At 57.1% G+C, this 20,490-nt stretch carries 21 protein-coding genes and 4 tRNA genes; 18 read left to right on the forward strand and 7 right to left on the reverse strand.

What is annotated here, in order from left to right; all coding sequences use genetic code 11:
* Positions 1–4: 4 nt before the first annotated feature.
* The 3 genes from H8K11_09095 to H8K11_09105 are packed head-to-tail and all read right to left on the reverse strand — an operon-like array spanning position 5 to position 3,268.
* The gene (locus tag H8K11_09095) at positions 5–1,534 is read right to left on the reverse strand and encodes a GldG family protein (protein ID MCS6263902.1); all 1,530 of its coding nucleotides are present in this window, start codon (positions 1,532–1,534) and stop codon (positions 5–7) included.
* Positions 1,525–2,295 carry an ABC transporter permease subunit gene (locus H8K11_09100; protein MCS6263903.1) on the reverse strand — a complete coding sequence of 257 codons (771 nt, stop codon included), beginning with the start codon at positions 2,293–2,295 and terminating at the stop codon, positions 1,525–1,527. Before H8K11_09100 ends, H8K11_09095 begins: the two co-directional genes overlap by 10 nt.
* Positions 2,296–2,299: 4 nt before the next feature.
* A complete protein-coding gene (locus tag H8K11_09105; protein MCS6263904.1) occupies positions 2,300–3,268 on the reverse strand; it encodes an ABC transporter ATP-binding protein in 969 nt (322 codons plus the stop codon).
* A gap of 247 nt (positions 3,269–3,515) precedes the next feature.
* Between H8K11_09105 and H8K11_09110 the strand changes: the two genes are divergently transcribed.
* The 5 genes from H8K11_09110 (at position 3,516) to H8K11_09130 (ending at position 6,846) form a co-directional block, all read left to right on the forward strand.
* The gene (locus H8K11_09110) at positions 3,516–3,893 is read left to right on the forward strand and encodes a hypothetical protein (GenBank protein MCS6263905.1); all 378 of its coding nucleotides are present in this window, start codon (positions 3,516–3,518) and stop codon (positions 3,891–3,893) included.
* Positions 3,894–3,949: 56 nt separating this feature from the next.
* Complete coding sequence (locus tag H8K11_09115) at positions 3,950–4,609, forward strand: hypothetical protein (protein ID MCS6263906.1); 660 nt, start codon at positions 3,950–3,952, stop codon at positions 4,607–4,609.
* 351 nt (positions 4,610–4,960) lie between these two features.
* Positions 4,961–5,620, forward strand: coding sequence for a septal ring lytic transglycosylase RlpA family protein (locus H8K11_09120; protein MCS6263907.1), 660 nt, complete (start codon positions 4,961–4,963; stop codon positions 5,618–5,620).
* Between the two features lie 127 nt (positions 5,621–5,747).
* Positions 5,748–5,951: a hypothetical protein gene (locus H8K11_09125; GenBank protein ID MCS6263908.1), complete on the forward strand. Its 204-nt coding sequence runs from the start codon at positions 5,748–5,750 to the stop codon at positions 5,949–5,951.
* Positions 5,952–6,015: 64 nt separating this feature from the next.
* Positions 6,016–6,846, forward strand: coding sequence for a HEAT repeat domain-containing protein (locus H8K11_09130; GenBank protein ID MCS6263909.1), 831 nt, complete (start codon positions 6,016–6,018; stop codon positions 6,844–6,846).
* A gap of 8 nt (positions 6,847–6,854) precedes the next feature.
* Here H8K11_09130 and H8K11_09135 read toward each other — a convergent pair whose 3' ends face one another.
* From H8K11_09135 to H8K11_09150, 4 genes are all read right to left on the reverse strand, one after another.
* Positions 6,855–7,289 carry a hypothetical protein gene (locus H8K11_09135; GenBank protein ID MCS6263910.1) on the reverse strand — a complete coding sequence of 145 codons (435 nt, stop codon included), beginning with the start codon at positions 7,287–7,289 and terminating at the stop codon, positions 6,855–6,857.
* Between the two features lie 15 nt (positions 7,290–7,304).
* Complete coding sequence (locus tag H8K11_09140) at positions 7,305–8,555, reverse strand: HEAT repeat domain-containing protein (protein MCS6263911.1); 1,251 nt, start codon at positions 8,553–8,555, stop codon at positions 7,305–7,307.
* 157 nt (positions 8,556–8,712) lie between these two features.
* A complete protein-coding gene (gene glgP, locus H8K11_09145; protein ID MCS6263912.1) occupies positions 8,713–10,872 on the reverse strand; it encodes an alpha-glucan family phosphorylase in 2,160 nt (719 codons plus the stop codon).
* 69 nt (positions 10,873–10,941) lie between these two features.
* Positions 10,942–11,778 carry a hypothetical protein gene (locus H8K11_09150; GenBank protein ID MCS6263913.1) on the reverse strand — a complete coding sequence of 279 codons (837 nt, stop codon included), beginning with the start codon at positions 11,776–11,778 and terminating at the stop codon, positions 10,942–10,944.
* Between the two features lie 51 nt (positions 11,779–11,829).
* Between H8K11_09150 and H8K11_09155 the strand changes: the two genes are divergently transcribed.
* The 13 genes from H8K11_09155 to rplL all read left to right on the forward strand — a co-directional run bounded on the left by H8K11_09155 (position 11,830) and on the right by rplL (position 20,433).
* On the forward strand, positions 11,830–13,983 hold the full coding sequence (locus tag H8K11_09155; GenBank protein MCS6263914.1) for an ATP-dependent helicase: 2,154 nt from the start codon (positions 11,830–11,832) through the stop codon (positions 13,981–13,983).
* Positions 13,984–14,050: 67 nt separating this feature from the next.
* Positions 14,051–14,986: a hypothetical protein gene (locus tag H8K11_09160; GenBank protein MCS6263915.1), complete on the forward strand. Its 936-nt coding sequence runs from the start codon at positions 14,051–14,053 to the stop codon at positions 14,984–14,986.
* Positions 14,987–15,223: 237 nt separating this feature from the next.
* A tRNA-Tyr gene (locus H8K11_09165) sits at positions 15,224–15,309 on the forward strand.
* Between the two features lie 142 nt (positions 15,310–15,451).
* Positions 15,452–15,526, forward strand: a tRNA-Gly gene (locus tag H8K11_09170).
* 66 nt (positions 15,527–15,592) lie between these two features.
* A tRNA-Thr gene (locus H8K11_09175) sits at positions 15,593–15,668 on the forward strand.
* Between the two features lie 100 nt (positions 15,669–15,768).
* Positions 15,769–16,974 (forward strand): elongation factor Tu, encoded by a 1,206-nt coding sequence (gene tuf, locus H8K11_09180; protein ID MCS6263916.1) that lies wholly within the window; start codon positions 15,769–15,771, stop codon positions 16,972–16,974.
* A 78-nt stretch (positions 16,975–17,052) separates the two neighbouring features.
* Positions 17,053–17,202 (forward strand): 50S ribosomal protein L33, encoded by a 150-nt coding sequence (gene rpmG, locus H8K11_09185; GenBank protein MCS6263917.1) that lies wholly within the window; start codon positions 17,053–17,055, stop codon positions 17,200–17,202.
* A 58-nt stretch (positions 17,203–17,260) separates the two neighbouring features.
* A tRNA-Trp gene (locus H8K11_09190) sits at positions 17,261–17,335 on the forward strand.
* 88 nt (positions 17,336–17,423) lie between these two features.
* A complete protein-coding gene (gene secE / locus H8K11_09195; GenBank protein MCS6263918.1) occupies positions 17,424–17,618 on the forward strand; it encodes a preprotein translocase subunit SecE in 195 nt (64 codons plus the stop codon).
* 73 nt (positions 17,619–17,691) lie between these two features.
* On the forward strand, positions 17,692–18,231 hold the full coding sequence (nusG, locus tag H8K11_09200) for a transcription termination/antitermination protein NusG (GenBank protein MCS6263919.1): 540 nt from the start codon (positions 17,692–17,694) through the stop codon (positions 18,229–18,231).
* A gap of 78 nt (positions 18,232–18,309) precedes the next feature.
* Positions 18,310–18,732 (forward strand): 50S ribosomal protein L11, encoded by a 423-nt coding sequence (gene rplK / locus H8K11_09205; GenBank protein MCS6263920.1) that lies wholly within the window; start codon positions 18,310–18,312, stop codon positions 18,730–18,732.
* 44 nt (positions 18,733–18,776) lie between these two features.
* Positions 18,777–19,469 carry a 50S ribosomal protein L1 gene (locus H8K11_09210; GenBank protein ID MCS6263921.1) on the forward strand — a complete coding sequence of 231 codons (693 nt, stop codon included), beginning with the start codon at positions 18,777–18,779 and terminating at the stop codon, positions 19,467–19,469.
* A 31-nt stretch (positions 19,470–19,500) separates the two neighbouring features.
* Positions 19,501–20,433, forward strand: a complete 933-nt coding sequence (rplL, locus tag H8K11_09215) for a 50S ribosomal protein L7/L12 (protein ID MCS6263922.1) — start codon at positions 19,501–19,503, stop codon at positions 20,431–20,433.
* The last annotated feature ends 57 nt before the right edge of the window (positions 20,434–20,490 follow it).

The following is a 20,490-nucleotide window of genomic DNA, read 5'->3' on the forward strand; positions in this document are numbered from 1 at the left end:
GGGATTACAAACGACGCCGCTTCCGCCAGACCAGGAGGCCGCACAGCACGGTCATTGCCGGGAGCAGGATCACCTGGACATACAGCAGAATGCGTTCCTGGAGCGGATTGGGGGTAAAAGGGCGCACGGCAGGGTCTTTGGGGGTGAGGGAAATGAGATCACGTTCTTCCGAGAGCCAACCCACGGTGCGTTGAAAGAAGTCGCTGTTGCCGACGAAGTTGATAAAGCCGTTACTGGCAAATGCGGAGTTGCCGACGACGACTACGGCGGGGCGCGGTTTGCCTTCTTCGGGCGCTTGCTTGGGCGTCAAGGCTGCAGCCAGGGCGAGGGGGCCCTGGACATCTTCCTTTTCGGTATAGCTGACGACGCGCCCTTTTATGTCGGTTTCGGCCCAACTGCGCGGCGAGGTGCGCGCGAGAGGAACATAGTCCCACTCTTTGCCTATTTCCTCCTGGAACGTAAGATGGCGAGCCAGGGGAAACAGCACGGCCGCCGTCAGCTCATGGGTAATTTCATGGTCGGTGAAGGTGCGAACCAGAAGGGCGGTCAGGTCTCCCTGCGCCAGTCGGTCCTGTAGATCGACCAAGACTCCCGGCCCCAACTCGAGGCCCCAGGTTTTGAGCAGGTCGTCCATGTTCGACTGGGTGTCGGGATCGACCATGACCAGGAGGTGTCCCCCCTTGGCGACGTAGGCCTGGATGCGCTCCTTCTCTTCTTTGGTGACCGCTCGCCGCGGGCCGGCAATGATGAGGACATCAGTGTTCTCAGGCACCGCAGATTCCTGCAGCAAGGTGATGGTGCCGATGTCATATCCTTGCTTCTGCAGCACTTCTTTCGTTAAGGCAAGTCCGCCGCGATCGCTATCCTCCAGGCTCCGCTCACCGTGCCCTTCCAGGAACACCACCCGCTTTTTGGTGTCTTTGGACACGCGGACGAGCGCACCGGTAATTTCTACTTCGGCGGGGGACGTAATGCGAACCGATTGTGGGCCGCTTTCAAAAATGGCGATATCGGTTCGGGTAATGCCATAGTTTTGTGCGACTTTCGGCTGACGCTCGGGGTCGATGAATTGGACGGTCAGCTTGGAGCTGGCCTGCCGATAACTGTCGAAGCGTTCTTTATAGGCCTGGTAGCCGGGGTCCTTTTCCCGCGTGAACACCGTGATACTGATATCTCTGGTGAGGTTGCGAAGGACGCGGTACGTTTCCGGCGCAAGCGTGTAGTTCTGATTCTCGGAGAAGTCCCAGCGGATCGAATGCCGAGCCGCCAGGAAGTTCACGATGGCGAGGATCCCCAGAAACAGCGCCACCATCAGCACGCTGTTGGCACCCATGCGGGTCGATCGTTGGGAGGAAAAGGTCTTGAGGCGGTCATAATGAATGGCAAATGCCCAAATCAAGGAGACGAGGGCCAGCCCTTCCAGGACTGTCACGAGCCACAGCTTGTCGGGCACGAGGGTATAGGCGATCACCCCGGCAATCGCCAGCCCGGTTCCAATGGCACCGATAGGAAGGGGGCGTCGCGTCATTTCCATCGTGACGAATCCACTACGCGGTGAGCGAGGAACAACATTAAGACGGTGCCACTGACGTAATAGACCAGATCTTTCGTGTCGACCAGCCCACGGACTAGATGATCGAAGTGTTCCATGAACGAGAGGTAGGAAACCACGTGGCCGGCTGGCGTGTCACCTAAGAGCGAGCCAAGACCGGCCAACAGCCAACACATCAAGAGCAGGCCGAAGCTGGTAAAGGCGGCCACGATTTGATTCTCTGTGATGGATGAGGCGAAGAGGCCGACGGCCAGAAAGAATCCGCCGAGCAGCGCCATGCCCAGGTAGCCGGTCAAAACGGGGTACCAATCAAAATCGCTAAAGAGGGCCAGTGTGAGCGGGACCAAGGTGGTCAGGAGCAGCATCCCGATAAAGACGAGGTACACGCTGATGAATTTGCCGACGATAATCTCGCTGACCCGTATCGGGGCGGTCATCAAAAATTCAAAGGTCCTGAGTTTTCGCTCCTCTGCCAGGAGTCGCATGGTGAGAATCGGAAGAATCAACAGCAACACGAAGCGCATGCTGGCAAAGAGATTGCGGAAGACCAGATCGTTCAGGTTGATCTGCGCGGTGCTCCCCTGCATCTGCATCAACTGGATGGCTTGGGCGCCGGTGAAGACAATATAGAGATAGGCAAGAAAGCCGAAGGTCAGCAGGAACACCCCGCCGACGACATAGACGATCGGGGAGACGAAATACGAGCGCAGTTCCTTGGCGATAATGGCTTGAACGGGTGGCATCGGGTTAGTGTCGCTCGCCTTCGCTTGTATCGTTCGCTTTCGGCAGGCCATCTTCGCGCTGAGTCAATTTGAGGAAGACGTCTTCCAAGGTCATAGAGACCGGTTTCATTTCAAGTAATCCCCAATCCTGTCCCACTGCAAACCGTGCGACTTCTTCTCGTATATCTCTGCCTAGGGCGCATTCGATGAGAATCGTGTGGGGCTCAGACGTCGTCAGTACATGCTCGACCCCGGCGACCTCGCGAAAGCGCTCGAGGACATCCGTCGGTGGAGTTTTGAGGGTCACGCTGATTTTTTCCGATCGCCGGAGCCGGGCAGACAGTTGGTCGGGCGTGTCTTCGGCGACGATCCGGCCGCCGTTGATGATCACGACGCGCTGACAGACAGCCGTGGCCTCAGGAAGAATATGCGTGCTTAGAATCACTGAGTGAGAGCCGGCCAGGCTCTTGATCAGCTCCCTGATCTCGATAATTTGTTTTGGGTCGAGACCGACCGTGGGTTCGTCCAGGATCAGAACCGGGGGATCGTGAATCAGTGCTTGGGCAAGGCCGACTCGCTGGCGATACCCGCGTGATAGATTGGCGATGAGTCGCTGGCGGACAGATCCTAAGGAAAGCCGTTCCATGACACGGTCCATGCCGGCCGTCAGGTCTGCGCCACTGAGTCCGCGCAGTTTTCCGACGAAAGAGAGGTATTCGGAGACTGTGAGCTCTTGATATACCGGAGGGGTTTCGGGCAAATACCCAATTCGTTTCTTCACCTCGTCCGGTTGCTCTGCGCAATCGAACCCCGCCACCTGGGCGGTTCCTTCCGTCGCCGGAATGAAGGAGGTGAGGATGCGCATCGTGGTCGTTTTTCCTGCGCCATTCGGGCCGAGGAAGGCCAAGACCTCGCCTTTGTCGACACGAAAGGTGACGCGGTCAATCGCTGTCAGATTGCCATACCGTTTTGTGATGTTGCGAACTTCGATCATGCAGTCGAGAGGGACGGCAGAATGGGTGTGATTCCCGCTGTTTGTTGATACGGCACGTGGAGTGGCAAATCGAAGTGGATATTACCGACCGCCCTCGGTGCAGTCAAGAGACGTATACGGGGTTCTGTGTTCGGAATGGCAGGAAAAGACCCGGTCCGTCTTTACAGCGTGATGTGTAACTGCTAAAGTTCCGCGACTTTATCCATCCTGTTGCTTCGCACAATGAATGGAAAGAGGTTCGCCTGGGATGAGGAGTGAGTTCAATCAGCCGAGACCCAGCTTGCTCGGCGTATTAGTGATCGGTGCCGCACTCTGCGTGGCTCTTGCCGGACTCGGAAGTTTTTTGACCTCGGTCTATGCCGCCAGCAACACGGTACACGAGATCAAAGGAACGGTTGAAGCAGTCAATCCAGCGGATGACCCTCCTGTCATTGTGGTCAGGGGGCAGCAGGGAGCCAATGAAGACACGGTGGTCGGTGCGGTGCTCAAGCAGGGTGCCACCATCGTGCGTGGGAAAAAGCGGATCGGACTCGATCGGATTCACGCGGGAGACAAGGTGACGTTGAAGTATGTCAAAACTCGCGACGGCCTCGCCGTTCGGTCAATTGTGCTCCACCGCAATTAGCCAATGACTAGGTGCCAGTTATGGATTTGTTACTCACAAGGAGGTAGAGAGATTTTATGATTCGACAGCATGTGGTGCGGGGGATATCTGCGCCGGTGGCCGTCGGGTTGCTGCTCCTGTTGGGCTGCTCCGGAAAAGGCGACATTATTCCGATGAACCTGACCCCGAAAATGCAAACGGATGCCGCCGGTGCGGCTCAGGTGGTAAAGCCTATGGCGGGGCCTCGAGTGACGGTCATTCCGTTTGAAGATGGGAGGGCCGATCGAACCAAGGTAGGGGGTCGGAGTTCGATGTGGGGCGGAGAAACTTACTTTAACGTGTCGAGCGGGAGTGCCGGCGAGGAAACGGCCCAGGCTTTCGCCGACTATCTCAAGCGCAAAGGATGGCAGGCACAGTACGCCAAGACTGCCCCACCGGCATCAGAAGCCGGTCCCGATGTTGTGCTTTCCGGGAAGATTCTCGAACTGGCGGTTGATGCCAAGCGCGGGGTATTTCTTACTGATATTGAAGCTCGAACCAAGCTGGTTATTCAGGCGAGCAACCGAGAAGACAGCAGCTCACTCGTACGAACCGACGCACATTCAGGTAGCCATGACAATGTGTTGTGGTTCGATCCGCAGGATGGGGAAAGTATTCTGTCTGAAGTGTTGGAGAAGAATTTCGAGCGGTTCGTCGTAAACACCAAATTCGAGGATCGAGCTATTCGATTTCGCTAAACCAGGTCGCCGGCGGGAAATCGAACTGTCGGGCTGGCTTGATTTTATATGGTTGATCCGAGAGCCCGACAATTTGGGATTGTGTTCATTCTTGAACCATCAGTAGTTCTGAGCGGAGAGGCATCCTGCATATCGGTGAGCGGAAGAAACTCCCTTATCTAGTCGGTACGTTCTGTTCAGCAAAATTATAGACTTCTTCTTCGTTGAGCCATGAATTCGCTGCCTGTTTGTAGGGGGCATTGCTACCCAGATGGTATTGTCGTCAAGGGGAATCTTGCGTAGCCTGTCATCACTGAGCACGAGAGTCGTTTGACAGACGGTGATGCGTAGGCTTTCACACGAGGTGCTTCTATGGATCTGAATTCCCGGAACCCTTTCCATCGCAAGGCCGGTTACGCTCTGATTACTCTGGCGGGCTGTCTTCTCCTGAGTGCCTGTTCTGCGTTACCGAAAGGTGAGCTCACCCTGGATCTCGGTATTAAAGATCGGGGGGTGGCCTCATGGTACGGCAAAGAGTTCCATGGGAAACTAGCCGCGAATGGGGAGCTCTTCGATATGACTGCCTATACTGCTGCTCATCGCAAATTGCCGTTAGGTAGTGTGGTCCGTGTAGTCAATTTGACCAATGGGAGGACCGTTCAGGTTCGAATCAATGATCGGGGACCTTACGTTGCGGGGCGTATGCTGGATCTTTCGCATGCTGCGGCTCGCGAGTTAGGCATGGTTGAAGCCGGTACCACGGCGGTGCAGATCGAAGTGATTGGAGATCATCGTCCGGTCGTGCAGATACCCACGACGAAGATCCCTGCTGTCGCCGGTGTGTTGTTGAATATGGGTACGCGCGCAGTGAAGCAACATCGTCGCCCGGAGGAGGGAGTTGAACGACCCGCCCTTCCTGTAAGAATGATGCCACAAGAAGCGCTCTATGTTAGGCGTGAGCGCCGTATCGGCAGCATGCTGGCGGCTGACCACACGGCTCACAATACCGTCCCTGTCCTCATCCTCTCCTAACTGAGCCGCACTCCGTTAGTTGACACTTCTGCCCGTACTTGATTAGACTGCCCCTTCTAAAGTAAAGCCTGATTGTGCCGTCATTTCTTACGTTTGTTGATCTTAATTGTTGGAGGTTGAAAGCTGAATGGCAAAGAAACCAGCCGGTGAATCAGACGAAGTCCGACTCAAGAAGAAAGTTGCAGCACGAGTAACAAAAGAAGCTAAACTCTCAGGTGATTCGGCTGCCCGCTCTTTACGTAAACGGCTCAAGCGGGTGCAGCGCAAGCGGCGCGCGCTTGCATTGAGAAAAAAGCATGCGGCTGGAAATCAGACTGAAGCGAAGTCCTAAACGGTTGCGGGATTGACGAATTTGACCGCCACGCCTACCCCTCTGCGGAACAAGGAACATTGATATGGAACACACTGGTGAAAAAGAAGAACAGGCCCAGGCTGTTTCCCCCATTGGCTCAGTTGAGGATGAGACTCTGACAGATCAGGTCTCGGATCAACTGGCTGCGTCCTTGGATTCTTCGGCAGGGGCCCAGGATCTCACTGACCCATTGCAGGAAGTGGTTCTTGAGGAGGAGCAGGTCAAGGACGAGATCGATATTCAAATCGATCTTCTCAAAGATCCCGATTGGGTGGTCAGGCGAGAAGCTGCAATCACGCTGGGAGAAATGGGCGATGAGCGTTGCGTCGAACCGCTCGCTGCGGCTCTTCGCGATGGCGACTGGCAGGTGAGGGAAGTTGCAATTGAGGGGATTGGGCAGATCGGTTCTCCCGCCGTCGAGGTTCTGCTTAAGTTGCTTCGAGATTGGGACGTGCGGAAGTCGGCCATCATGGCCCTCGGGAAAATTCGGGATGAGCGGGTGCTTGAGCCTCTGATGCAGCAGCTCCGAAATGATGAATTCATGGAGGATGCCACCGACGCATTGGTCAATCTTGGTGAGCCGGCCCTGCCTGGTCTGATCAAGGCGTTGAAAGACAAAGAAGAGTTAGTGCGGAAGCAAGCGGTAATTGCGCTGGGGCGTATTAAGTCTCTCGAGGCTATCGATCCGCTGATTGAAATGTTGCAAAATAAGGACTGGTTTACTCGGCTGACGGCTGCTGCGGCACTTGAAGCTATCGGTGACGAGCGTGGTCGCGAAGCGATCAAGCCGTTGCTGAAAGACAGTGATATGGTGGTCAAGATGCGAGTCGAGCGTATTCTTGCAAAGTGGAAGAAGCAACCGGCCGCCGTTTAGCGAAGGCGTCACTTGCGGAGCAGGAGGTCCAGTTCTTTTTGGATGTCGTCCAGCTTCGTGGCAGGTACCTTCTTTCCGAGGGATAGTTCCAGGCGAAGTTCTCTGATTTTTCCTGCCAGCTCTTTGACCTGAGCGTTAGGATCTACCTGTTTTCCCCCACGTGTAACTAGCTCGAGTGAGTCGATAGCCTCTGCCAATTCCCTTGCCGCATCGGTTGTATTTTTGTTGTAAAGTTCGGCCTTCGCTTGCACCACTTTGGATTTTGCGTCGACTAGGCTTTGGCGGCGATGTAAATCCCGTTCTATCCCCAGTGTGGTATCCACGACATTCCGCGAGAAATCCCGCACTGTTTGCTCAAGATTATTCGCCGGCTGTTTCCCCCAGAGGTATCCGAACCCGAACGAGAGGGCTAGTAGCATCAATAGCCCTATAAATCTGAGCATGCTGATTCCCAGCCCCTAGCGGGCGCTCCCTTGTTTGTCTTTTTGTGACAACACATGGATGAGGCTTCCTGCTGAAGTAATGCGGACTGCGGGGTCCGAATCTTGGAGACCGGTTTTAAGGGGCGAGACAAGGGATTTCTGTCGAAGTTTTCCCAGCGCTCGTGCGGCCATGAGTCGCGGGAGTGGTTGTTGGTCTCGAAGTAAAGTTTCAAGCACGGCCAGGGCATTTGGAGTGGTTGCAGCCGCGAGGGCGTGCGCAGCTCCGCCACGTACTGAGGGGTCGGGATGGCGGGCGAGGTCTGCGGCATTCAAAACAGCGCTGGCATCACCGAGTCGGAGGAGTGCCTCGACGGCGCTGATGCGAACGTGCTCATCAGGGTCCCGCAACAGCGGTTGGATAATGCTGCGAGTTTCACTGTCGCCAAGGCGGCCGAGACTAGAAGCGGCGACACTGCGGACGCGCGGGTTCTCGTCACTTAGAGCGTGTGTCAGTGGAGCGATCCCGTCGGTGCTACCGAATTCTCCTAGAGCCCCCGCGGCAAACGCACGGACCGCAGGATGTGGATCGTAGACAGCTTGACTCAAGATCGACAGGCTCGCAGGTCGTCGTAACCGCCCGAGCATGCCTAGGGCCGCCATACGCACCTCAGGGTCTGGGAGCGTGACTGCATTGGAGATGTCGGTCAGGACGTCCGTTCGTCCAAGTTTGTACAATCCTGCGAAGGCAAAGATTGATTCCGGCCCCTCATCGACGCGGGCGATTTCAGTCAGTTGATCCGTTATGCCGGCCACTTTGGCGTCACTGAGGGCATTCATTGCCGCGATGCGGACGCCGGGAGCTTCATCGCGCAGCGCTCGTTTGAGCGCCGAGGAGCGTTCGGCCAGGCCGGCTCGTCCAATGGCCTCGGCCGCGCGAGCGCGGACCAGCGCCGATGAATCCAGCAAGCCGTCTTCGAGGATCGGTAACGTGTCGCTCTCGCCCATTTCCGCCAGCGCCGTGTAGGCAGCGATGCGGATATGTTCCTGCGTATCACGAACACGAGTGACAATAAAACTTCGTGCAATCTCCCGCAGCAACGCGGGTTCGTCCGGACGATTGTTTGCGACGAGTTTGGTGTAGAGTTTCCAGGCTTCCTCAGGCTTTCCGAGTTTGAGATGACTGCGAATGCTATAGCGTAAGACGTCGAGTCCTGGTTGCTGGCCAGGGGGCAACTGTTGCAAGAGCTCCAACACTCGGTTGTATTCGGCCGCTTGGTAGAGCGTCATGGCCTGTCGCTCGAGTGAGGGGACGGCGGGCTTGGGTGAAGATGAAGCCGCCGCTGCCGGGTGGGGAATGGACAAGACGAACAGTGCAACCCCGGCCGGAAAGGCCCAGGTTGCGTGTCGGCGGATTGGCTGAAGATTCGGGCCAGGCCCGCTTATGCTACCACTTGTTTGGAGTACGCGCGGTGGCCGGTGCATACAGCTGCCTCATGTATTCCTTGACCATCCGTTTAGTGCAAAAGCGGGGCGCAACGGTCTTAATGCTCTCTTTGACGATCTGGAGCCATCCGCGTGGAATGCCATCCAAGTCGCGCTGGTAGAACAGGGGGACGACTTCTTGCTCTAGCAAACGAAACAATTGTTCCGTATCGTGAGCGTCCTGCGCCTGGGTGTCCGCTCCCTCGGGTAGGGGTTGAATGCCCCATCCGTTCGCGCCGTTGTACCCCTCATGCCACCAGCCATCGAGGACACTGAGGTTGATCACCCCGTTGAGTGCGGCCTTTTGGCCACTGGTCCCGCTCGCCTCGAGCGGGGCCCGTGGAGTATTGAGCCAGATATCGACGCCTTGCACGAGGTACTTTGCCATATGCATGTCATAGTCTTCGAGGAAAGCGACGTGACCACCGAGTTTGTGATCGTTGCAGAAACTCAGTACTTCGTGAATGAAGTAGCGCCCCGGTTCGTCGGCCGGGTGCGCTTTGCCTGCAAACACGATTTGGACGGGCCTCCACCGATTGTGGAGCAACTGCTTGAGTCGGTCGAGATCTCGGAACAGGAGTGTTGCACGTTTGTAGGTGGCGAACCGCCGGGCGAATCCGATCGTGAGGGCTTCCGGATCCAGCAGCGTTCCTCTGGCGATCGCTTGCATAGGCTGGAGATGGCCGCGAATCCAGCCGTCCCGGGCACGTTCACGGATAAACCGCATCAGTTTGCGTCGTGTTGTTTGTCGAACGGCCCAGAGGGCGTCATCCGGCAGGTCCGTGACCCGTTGCCAGATGGTGGGGTCATCGACCCGTTCTGCCCAATCGGGGCTGAGGTATTTGGCATAGAGCGAGTTCGCTTCCGGGGAGATCCAGGTGGGCGCGTGGATGCCGTTGGTGAGGCTGCGGATAGGAACGAGATCCTGTGCCAGGCCAGGCCACAGGTGTTGCCACATTTGTCGAGAGACGCGCCCGTGCTCGCGGCTTACGCCGTTGACGTGGGCCGACAGCCGCATCGCAAGGGCGGTCATATTGAAGCCGTGTCCGGCGCTTTCCGGCGTTTCGCCCAAGCGCAGGAACTCTTCTCTGGAAAGTCCGAGTTGGCCCCAATAATTACTGAAGTAGCGATCCATCAGGTGAAACGGAAAAATATCGTGCCCGGCCGGAACGGGGGTGTGCGTGGTGAACACGGTGCTCTGCCGAACCAGGTCACTCGCCTCAGCGTGGCTGTGTCCGGTGGTGACGAATTCCCGGATGCGTTCTATGGTCAGGAAAGCCGAATGGCCTTCATTGCAATGCCAGACTGCGGGACTGATACCCAGGGCGCGTAAGATCCGCACGCCGCCGATCCCGAGCAGAAACTCCTGACAAAGTCTGATTTCCTGGTCCCCACCGTAGAGCCGCGCGGAGAGGGCGCGATCTTCGGGCGTGTTTTCAGGCACATCGGTATCGATGAGATAGAGGGACATTCGTCCGTTACGTACTTGCCACACGAGCACGGTAACCTGGCGATGGCCGATCTCGACCTTGATGGAGCAGGGAATTCCCGTCGGCGTCATCGCCTGGTGAATCGGCGAATCGTGTCGATTGAAGGGCGCGTAGGTGGCTTCCTGCCATCCTTCCGGGTTGATACGCTGTTTAAAATATCCTTGTGGGTACATGAAGCCGATGCCGACGAGAGGAATGCCCAAGTCACTGGCCTCTTTGCAATGGTCTCCGGCCAGGATGCCAAGTCCTCCGCTGTAAATCGGGATGGAAATATGCAGCCCGAACTCAGCCGAAAAGTAGGCGATGGGAGAATTCTGGAGCGCGGGGAACTCCGTCGCCGCCCAGGTGTTCTTATTGCTCAGGTATTCGTCGAAGGCGCGTAACACAGCCGAGTATTGCCGGACGAAATTCGGGTCGCCGGCCAAGGTGACAAAGCGTTCAGGTTTCACCCCTGAGAGCAGCTGAACTGGATTGTGATGAGTAAGGAACCAGAGCGTGGGGTCGATGGACTCAAACAGCTGACGCGCCGGTTGATTCCAACTCCACCAGAGATTGCGGGCCAGTTCACCGAGTCGATGCAGGCTTTGGGGAACCGTATCTTGAGGGGGTTGTATGTGGTCGGGTGCTTGCACGACGCCTCCGTGGAATGTGATCGATGCGTGAGGACGGGGACTGTAGGGTCCCGCTTCCTGAATGCTATGTCAGGCGTGTCCCGCTTTGTGCCAGGATGCCCATTGGTCAGAAAAGGCGACGGTGGCGTAGCGCTCTCCGAGAATCTTGGCGACTCGATTCATGGTCGTCGTCAGTTGTTTCGCCTCCTCCTGCGTCAGGTCCTGGCGGAAACGCGGATGGAGCCCCCATCGCGTCTCGACCTCTTCGCCTTTGATGCTCGACATGACACTTACCAGCTTAATATCGGCGCCGGTGGTTCCTCGAGTCGCGCCGCTTCCCCCGGTTTCAGCCGGGTTGGTAGTAGCCTCGGCGGCGATGGGCGGTGTTTGCCCTTCGAAAATCCCGATGAGGGCCGGAATCACGGCGCTGACACAGAGCGTGGCCGCGGCGGTTACGCCCGGGTTGCGCGGCGCTCCGACCGCACGGGCGACGCGATCACTGAAGTCACGGTACAGGTCGTTCTTGGCAGGGCTGTCCTCCGTCACGAGAAACCGGTAACGCTCATAGGTCTGTCGGCTTTCGGCCACGGCTGTTCCGATCGTCAGCACGATTTCCGTCTGGTCGCTGCCGGCGCCGAAGGCCGGTTCCAGGGCTTTCTTGAGCTGGTCGATGACCGTATCCGTCAACTGGTCCATGAATTGCGGTTGTTCTTTGAGCGGGATGTGGAGGGCCGATACACGATCGGTCAGATTGAACATGACGCGTAAGAATTCGAGATAAATGGTCCACTCATCCTGGTGTTTCAGCTTTAAGGCCTGTTCCGGGGCCGCACGTTTGATGACGGAGACGGACTCTCCTGCCACTGCGAGCATGAGCTCCGCCACGGTTTGCATCTGCTGAGCGAATGAATACGGTCTGGTTGTCATAGAAGTCCCCTGCTGGTCCGGCATTATATACAACTCAATTTGAAGGTCCAAGTGTTGATCTCGATGCCTGCGCGCGGAGCAGGCGACTCGCAGCTCTGTCGTTGCAAGGTCTCCGGTGGTATGTTATACAGCGCGACCGCTCCCGTCATGAGCCTCACTGCCCAGTCGGATGCCAACATGGACCGAGAGATCAAGCCCTACATTCTGAAACGGACTTCGGATCAAGACCAGGTCCGGAAGTTCTCGTTGGACTATGCCAAGGAGCTCAACGCGCAGCAGTATGCGGCCGTGACGGCGGCCGATGGCCCTGCGCTGGTCATTGCCGGTGCCGGAAGCGGCAAAACGCGGACGCTCGTGCATCGCGTCGCCTATCTGATTGATTCCGGGGTGGATCCCTCGCACATTTTGCTGCTGACCTTCACGAGGAAGTCTTCGGAGGAGATGCTGGAGCGTGTCGGCGCTTTGATCGGATCGCGCAGCCAGCGAGTTTGTGGCGGCACCTTCCATTCGGTCGCCAACATGCTGCTGCGGCGCCATGGACGAGTCCTCGGGATCGAACCGGGCTTTACGATTATGGATCGCGGCGATGCGGAAGATCTGATCGCTCTCCTGCGCGCCCAATTGGGCCTGAACGAAAAAGATAAGCGATTCCCTCGCAAGGGAACGATTGCGGAGATTTACAGCAAGTGCGAAAACACGCTGCGTGGATTAGAAGAGATTGTCCTCGACGAGTTTTCCCACTTTGCCGATCATCTGGAAGCGCTAGGGAAGCTTCAGCGCGCCTACCAGGCCGCGAAGCGCCAGCGCCAGCTCCTTGATTATGACGATCTTCTGGTGCTGCTGCGGGACTTGTTGACGAAAGATGAGCCTACCAGGCGGGCGATCTCACAGCAATTCCGCTACATTTTGGTGGATGAGTATCAGGATACGAATCGGCTGCAGGCGGAACTCATTCGGAAGCTGGCTGCCACGCACGACAATGTCATGGTCGTGGGTGACGACTCCCAGTCCATTTATGCGTTTCGGGGCGCGACGTTCCGCAACATCATGGAATTTCCCTCCTGGTTCCCCGGCGCCAAGATCTACAAGTTGGAGGAAAATTACCGCAGCACCCAGCCGATTCTGAGCCTGGCCAACGAAATCATTCAGGAAGCCCCCGAGAAATATACGAAGCATCTGTTCACGCGCAAGCTGGATGGACCCTTGCCGGCGCTGGTGGAGGCGGCCGGGGAGAATGCGCAGTCTCGATTTGTGGCCCAAAAAATCCTGGAACTGCGAGAAGAAGGCGTTCCGCTGAGTGAGATTGCGGTACTTTTTCGCTCCAGCTTTCACTCCTTCGATCTGGAAATCGAGTTGTCGCGTTGCGGGCTGCCGTTTGTGAAGCGGGGCGGGATCAAATTCATCGAGGCAGCCCATGTCAAGGATCTCCTGGCTCACTTGCGGGTGGTCGTGAATCCTCAGGATGCAGTCAGTTGGCATCGCGTACTCATGCTGGTCGAAGGGGTGGGTCCCAAGAAGGCGCAGGATCTGGTGGCGGCCATGGTGAGGGTGAACGATCCGTACCAGGTGTTGCGGGACAGTAGCGGTCGTTCGGGCAAGGGGTTGAAAGAGTTGGGGGTGGTGCTTGAAAACCTGTCGAAGAGTGATGATTTGAGTCCGACCGAACAGGTGAATCGGGTGTATGAATATTATCTACCGATCCTCAAAGATCATCATGATGACTATCCCAAGCGGATTCGGGATCTGGATCATCTGCATACCATTGCCGAAAGTTATCCCGGCTTGACTGAGTTCCTGGCTGATTTGGCGCTGGCACCGCCGGACGGCAGTGCTGTGGGCGTGGAACCGTCGGGGCGGGACGATGAGCAGGTGGTGCTGTCCACGATTCATTCGGCGAAGGGGTTGGAGTGGCAGTGCGTATTTTTGTTGTGGGTCGTCGACGGAAAGTTCCCTTCTGTATTTTCTTTCAACACCGATGAAGAGCTGGAAGAGGAGCGGCGCTTACTGTATGTCGCGGTGACTCGGGCGAAGCGCTACCTGTTCCTGACCTATCCGATCAATGTGTACGACCGGACTTCCGGTATGTTGTTGTCCAAGCCGTCGCGATTCCTGGATCACGTGTCGCCCCGTTTGTTTGAAACATTGGCTCTGGTCGAGGAAGGCCATGGGCATGAATGGGGGCACGAGCATGATCGGTACGTCTAGGTCGATCGTTCCCACCGTCTAACTCTGGTTTGGGCTGCCGTACTCCATTCTACGATTCAGGATGAACATGCGTCGGGTGCACGTCCATAGCGGTTGGTTCGGAGCTGTTTTGCCCGCGATGGCTGCGGGGCTGGTACTGGGACTTCTGGTCTTCGGCCAGGCCAGAGCAGAGACGGCCGCGCCAGCTTCGGACCCCTCGCACGTCTGGGGCACATTGGTGGCGGAAGCGAAAGCCCTCCATCTTCCCACTCGGTTCCTCGAACAAATTCCCGCGCAGTTTGTGGCGTTTGAGTTTGAGGATCTGCACGCGTTTGCTGCGGAGTATCACCCGTCCGAGCATCGCATGGTGTTGGATCGATCGCTGTCTTTGAATGCAGCGGGGAGGACCCTGCGTCCATTGTCGCGGTTGACGCACAAGGAGTTGGAAACGCTTTATCACGAACTGTTTCATGCCTACATGGATTTTCTCGAACAGGAGCGTGCGCCGTCGGCTGCCCACGCGTCGTTTATGGCGTTCGCCCGCGAGCGGCAACGGTGCCGCTATCAGCAGGTCCTCATCACGCCGGTGCTCCAAAAGAAAGATTTGAAAGAGGAGCGCTTTCTCAGCGAGACGGAGTCCTGGGAAGCGTTGAATGAAACCTGGGCTGTGTTTGTGGGATGGGCGATCTGGACCCATCTGGAAGTGGAGAAAAAGGGGGCGCGTGAACTTCGATCATCCGGCCGGGCGCTGAATGTTCCGGCTTGGATCGCCCGGCTCAGTCAGGCGGAGCAGGATGCCAGCCTGAGTGGATATTACGAGCCGGAGGATCCGGGTGAAAAGGCGCTGGCACGCAAGCGGTTTCTTGCGCCGGACTTTCGCCTGTCAGCCCCGGAACTCTTATTGCTCATGAAGGAAGTTCTGGGCAGTTCGGCGGACATGATTCGCCAGGCCGGTCAAGTAATGAAGCGCGCGAGGGCTGTGCCGCCCTCAAGTGGAGCCTGTGACACTCCTGCTGCATCGTAGAATTGTTCCTGCATAGAACATACCCCCTTGACAATGGAACGCGTCGCAAATAAAATCGGCTGCTTTCGAAGCCAGGTCAATCCTCATTTCATCAGCGCTCCAGCCCTGTTGTTTTGCTGGGGAGCTGTGCATGGTGGGGCTTACTTTCATTCTTCTTTCCGGGGAATGAAGTCGCTCTGGTTCGGGAATTACTTGAAATAAATAGTATTCGCTTGAGTTTGGGAACACGCGCCTAGCGGGCAGGTACCCAAGTGGACAAAGGGGGCAGACTGTAAATCTGCTGCCTTATGGCTTCCAAGGTTCGAATCCTTGCCTGCCCACCAAACTGAGCGTATTCGACCGAATATCACGTGAAGCGTGTGCGTCCGGTTGGGTAATGATAATGGGCGCGATCCGGCGATGCGCAGGATTGTGTGGTCGAGCGTGTCGCGTCGGATCGTTGGAGTGTTGGTCGGGTCACCGTGGGCGGGCGTAGCTCAGTGGTAGAGTTCCAGCCTTCCAAGCTGGCTGTCGTGGGTTCAAATCCCATCGCCCGCTCCAAATCCAGCGTGCTCGACCGCGGTGCGGACAGAGCGTGTGAGGGCGGACTAAGACTGTGAGTTCAGGGCCCACGTAGCTCAGTTGGCAGAGCACGTCCTTGGTAAGGACGAGGTCACGCGTTCGATTCGCGTCGTGGGCTCCATAGTCAGGTTTGTCCGGTTAGAGTCGCTGTCTGCTGCTGGAGAGCCGGAATATACGGTTAGGGTTCTGGGAAAACAGTGTTTTGAGAAAAGGAGTGAATCATGGCGAAGGCGAAATTTGAGCGACGGAAGCCCCACGTGAACATCGGGACGATCGGGCACGTGGACCATGGCAAGACGACGCTGACGAGTGCGCTGACCAAGATCTGCTCGGATCGCGGGATGGCGAAATTCGTGAGCTATGACGAAGTGGCGAAGGCGAGCGAAAGTCAAGGGCGCCGGGATGCCAGCAAGATCATGACGATCGCGATCAGCCACGTCGAGTATGAGACGGACAATCGGCACTATGCGCACGTTGACTGCCCGGGCCACGCGGATTATGTGAAGAACATGATCACCGGCGCCGCGCAGATGGATGGAGCGATCCTGGTGGTGAGTGCCGCGGACGGCCCGATGCCGCAGACGCGGGAGCACATTTTGTTGGCGCGCCAAGTCGGCGTCCCCTACATCGTGGTGTTTCTGAACAAGGCGGACAAGGTCGATGACAAAGAATTGTTGGAATTAGTCGAGCTCGAAGTGCGGGAGCTGCTGACCAAGTACGACTTCCCGGGCGATAAGATTCCGATCGTGCAGGGCTCGGCGCTGAAAGCGGTCGAAGGGGATCAGGGGCCGTTGGGCGTGCCGTCCATTCTGAAGTTGCTCGAAGCCGTCGATACCTACATCCCGACGCCGACCCGGGCGATTGATAAGCCGTTCCTGATGCCGATCGAAGACGTATTTACGATCAGCGGACGCGGCACGGTCGTGACGGGCCGATGCGAGAAGGGGATCGTGAAGGTCGGCGACGAAATCGAAATCGTCGGCTTGCGGCCCACGCAGACGACCATCGTGACGGGCGTGGAAATGTTCCGCAAGGTGCTCGATGAGGGGCAGGCGGGGGACAATATCGGCGTCTTGCTGCGCGGCACGAAGAAGGAAGATGTGGAGCGGGGCATGGTGTTGGCCAAGCCGAAGAGCATCACGCCGCACACGAAGTTCAAGGCGGAGATCTATGTGTTGACCAAGGAAGAAGGTGGACGTCATACGCCGTTCTTTAATGGCTACCGGCCGCAGTTCTACTTCCGGACGACCGACGTGACGGGGATCGTGACGTTAACGCCGGGCGTGGAGATGGTGATGCCGGGAGACAATGTGACGGTCACGGGCGAATTGATCAGTCCGATCGCCATGGATCAGGGGTTGCGGTTTGCGGTTCGAGAGGGCGGCAAAACCGTCGGCTCGGGCGTCGTTACGGAAATTTTAGCGTAAGAATGCGCGATCAGCGATCAGCGGTCAGCTCACGAAGTGGGGTTGACGGCTGAGCGTTGACGGCTCAGGGGATGGCAAATGCGAGATATCATCGACTTGGCCTGTACGGTCTGCAAGCAGCGAAATTATACGACCCGCAAGAACAAGAAGAACGATCCGGATCGCTTGGAGCGAAACAAGTTCTGTAAGTTCTGCCGGAAGCACATCGCTCATAAGGAAGTGAAGTAGGGCTCCTCTGCTGGGTTGGGCATGGTCCTTGGCTCGGCAGCGCTCATGTTCCGGCTGGAGGGGCATGGTGTCAACGGCAGCACATCGGTCTCCAAAACCGAGAGTCTAGGTTCAAATCCTAGTGCCCCTGCCAAGCCCTTGTTTGTAAGTGAGTGGGTGTCCGGCGTCGGCGAGGCCGGCTCGATAAACTGTCTGAGAAGTTCGGAGAGAGGATTGTAACCGTGTTTCAGCGATTGATCGCCTCTATTCGAGAATTCATCGAGGGTGTGCGCGGTGAACTCAAGAAGGTCTCGTTCCCGTCGAGGACGGAAACGATCGGCGCCACCACGGTCGTGATCGTGTTTTGTATCCTCATGTCCCTTTATCTGTCGATGATGGATTCCGTGCTGGGCTGGCTGATGCGCAAGGTCATTTAGTTGCGTGGTGCGGCTGGACAGGTCCGGCGTTGCCCGGACGATACGATGCTGGATGTTCAGCTGAGAGGAGATGATGAGCAATAAGAACTGGTACGTCATCCATACCTATGCGGGGTTTGAGGGTCGCGTGAAGACCAGTCTCCTTGAGCGCGCAAGTCAAATGGGGCTCACCGAGCGACTTGGGCAGGTCCTGGTTCCGACGGAAGATGTAATCGAGATCAAGGACGGAAAGCGACGCACGTCCCGGAGAAAATTTTTCCCGGGTTACGTTCTGATTGAACTCGAGGCGCCGCTGGCTGATGAAACCTTGCAGATGATTAAGGAGACCCCCAAGGTTACCGGGTTCGTCGGGGGAGGGGCTCAGCCTACACCGCTGTCCTCGGAAGAGGTGGATTCTCTGCTGAAGCAGGTAGATGCCGGCGCGGCAGGACCGCGCGAGCAGGTCCGGTTTATCAAGGGGGACAATGTCCGGATTGTAGATGGTCCGTTCCTCGGTTTTAATGGCGCGGTCGATGATGTGGATGCTGATCATAGCCGGGTAAAAGTTTTTGTAAGTATTTTTGGCCGGTCGACGCCGGTCGAGCTTGGTTTCTTGCAGGTCGAACGTATTTGAGGTCACTGGATTCGAGATGGTGGACTGAGAGCCGTTCTCAGCCCTCGTGCTCAGTCCGCAGTTCTCAGGGAGTAACTCATGGCCAAGGAAGTATCAGCGCAGATTAAATTGCAGATTCCGGCCGGCAAGGCCAATCCTGCTCCGCCCGTTGGTCCGTCATTGGGTCAGCACGGCGTGAACATTATGGAGTTTTGCAAGCAGTTTAACGCCAAAACGCAGAAGGACGGGGATAGCATCATCCCGGTGATCATTACGGTCTATAAGGACCGGAGCTTTACCTTCATCATGAAGACGCCTCCGGCATCGGACCTCCTGAAGAAGGCCGCCGGGATCATCAAGGGGTCCGGCGTGCCGCATAAGGACAAGGTGGGAAAAGTGAGTCAGGCCCAGGTCCGTGAAATCGCGCAGAAGAAGTTGTCCGACCTGAATGCGGCCGATCTTGAGGGCGCCATCAAGATTATCCAGGGGACCGCGCGTAGCATGGGCATCACCGTCCAGTAAGTTTCTGCAGAGTGAACCTCCGGCGGATGTGAAGGAGCAGCAGTATGGGAAAGAAATTGACCGCGGCTCAGGAAAAGATCGAGCCCAGGTTTTATGAGTTGAAAGAGGCTGTCGAGGCTGTCAAGCAGGCGGCCTTTGCCAAGTACGATGAGTCCGTCGATCTGGCGATTCGTCTGGGAATCGATCCCAAGCGGTCGGATCAGATGGTACGCGGGACCACGGCGTTGCCGCATGGGACGGGTAAGAAGCTCCGCGTGCTCGTATTTGCCAAAGGCGAAAAAGAGCAGGAGGCTCGCCAGGCGGGCGCAGATCATGTGGGCTCGGACGACCTGATGGAAAAGATCAAGGGCGGGTGGATGGAGTTTGATTGTGCCATCTCCACGCCTGATTTGATGGCCTCTGTCGGTAAGCTGGGAAAGGTGCTTGGTCCCCGCGGACTGATGCCCAATCCGAAGACCGGCACGGTCACGTTTGAGGTCGGCAAGGCAGTCAGTGAAATTCGCAAGGGCCGTGTCGAGTTCAAGGTCGAGAAAGCCGGAATCGTGCAAGTGCCGGTTGGTAAGGTCTCGTTTGACGTTCAAAAGCTGTATGACAATGCGCAGGCCGTGCTGGAGTCTGTGGTGAAGGCGAAGCCCTCATCCTGCAAGGGCCGATACATCAAGAGTGTGACGATGTCGAGCACCATGGGGCCGGGCGTGAAGCTGGATCCTGTGGCGCTGTCGAAGTTGTGGAGTTGAGAACAGGCAGGTTCTCAGTAAGGGGAGAGGCATGAAGAAAGAAGAGAAGGCAACAGCGATCGCAGAGTTGACGGAAAAGTTCGGTCGCGCCCGCTTGGCGATTCTGACGGAGTGCGCCGGCATGCCCGTCAATCAGATGACCGAGTTGCGCCGGCAGTTGCGCGGCGCCAAGGCGGAGTATTGCGTCATCAAGAATACCCTGGCCGTGCGCGCCTCGACCGGCACGATTCTCGCGGACGCCAAAGATCATTTCAAGGGGCCGACTGGCCTGGTGATCGGGTATGACGATCCGGTTCTGCCGGCGAAGATCTTGCGCGATTTCATTCAGGCTGAAAAGCGGTCTGAGAAGATCAAGGTGACGGTCGGGGTATTGGAAGGCCGGCTGGTGCAGGCTGCGGATCTGAACGCCATTGCGCAGCTGCCGAAAAAGGAAGTGTTGATTGCGATGCTGCTATCGGCCATGCAGGGCCCGATTCGCGGCGTGGTGTACGCGTTGAGCGGAGTGTTAAGCAAGTTTGTGCGAGTCATTGCAGCCATTCAGGATAAAAAGAAAGGGGAGGGCGACATGTCAGCAGCAGGAACCAAGTTGTCACAAGATGAATTGATCAAGGCAATCGAGGGCATGAGCGTGTTGGAATTGGCCGATCTGGTCAAGGGGCTGGAGACGCGTTTTGGCGTGACGGCGGCGGCGCCTGTGGCCGTGGCGGCCGTGGGTGGTGGCGGGGCGGCAGCGGCTCCCGCTGAAGAGAAGACGGCCTTTGATGTGATCCTGGTCAGTGCTCCGGCAGACAAGAAGATCCAGGTCATCAAGGTGGTGCGTGAGCTCACCAGCCTCGGACTCAAGGAAGCGAAGGACCTGGTCGAGGGCGCTCCGAAGCCCATCAAGGCCGGTGCCACCAAGGAAGAAGCCGACACGATGAAGAAGAAGCTCGAGGAAAGCGGAGCGAAAGTCGAAGTTAAGTAACGGTTTACCGGGCGGCAGTGTGAGTTGTCCGTTGGGATGGCGCGGGGCGTTCATCTC

The sequence above is a fragment of the Nitrospira sp. genome (genome assembly GCA_024998565.1).
Lineage (GTDB): Bacteria > Nitrospirota > Nitrospiria > Nitrospirales > Nitrospiraceae > Nitrospira_A.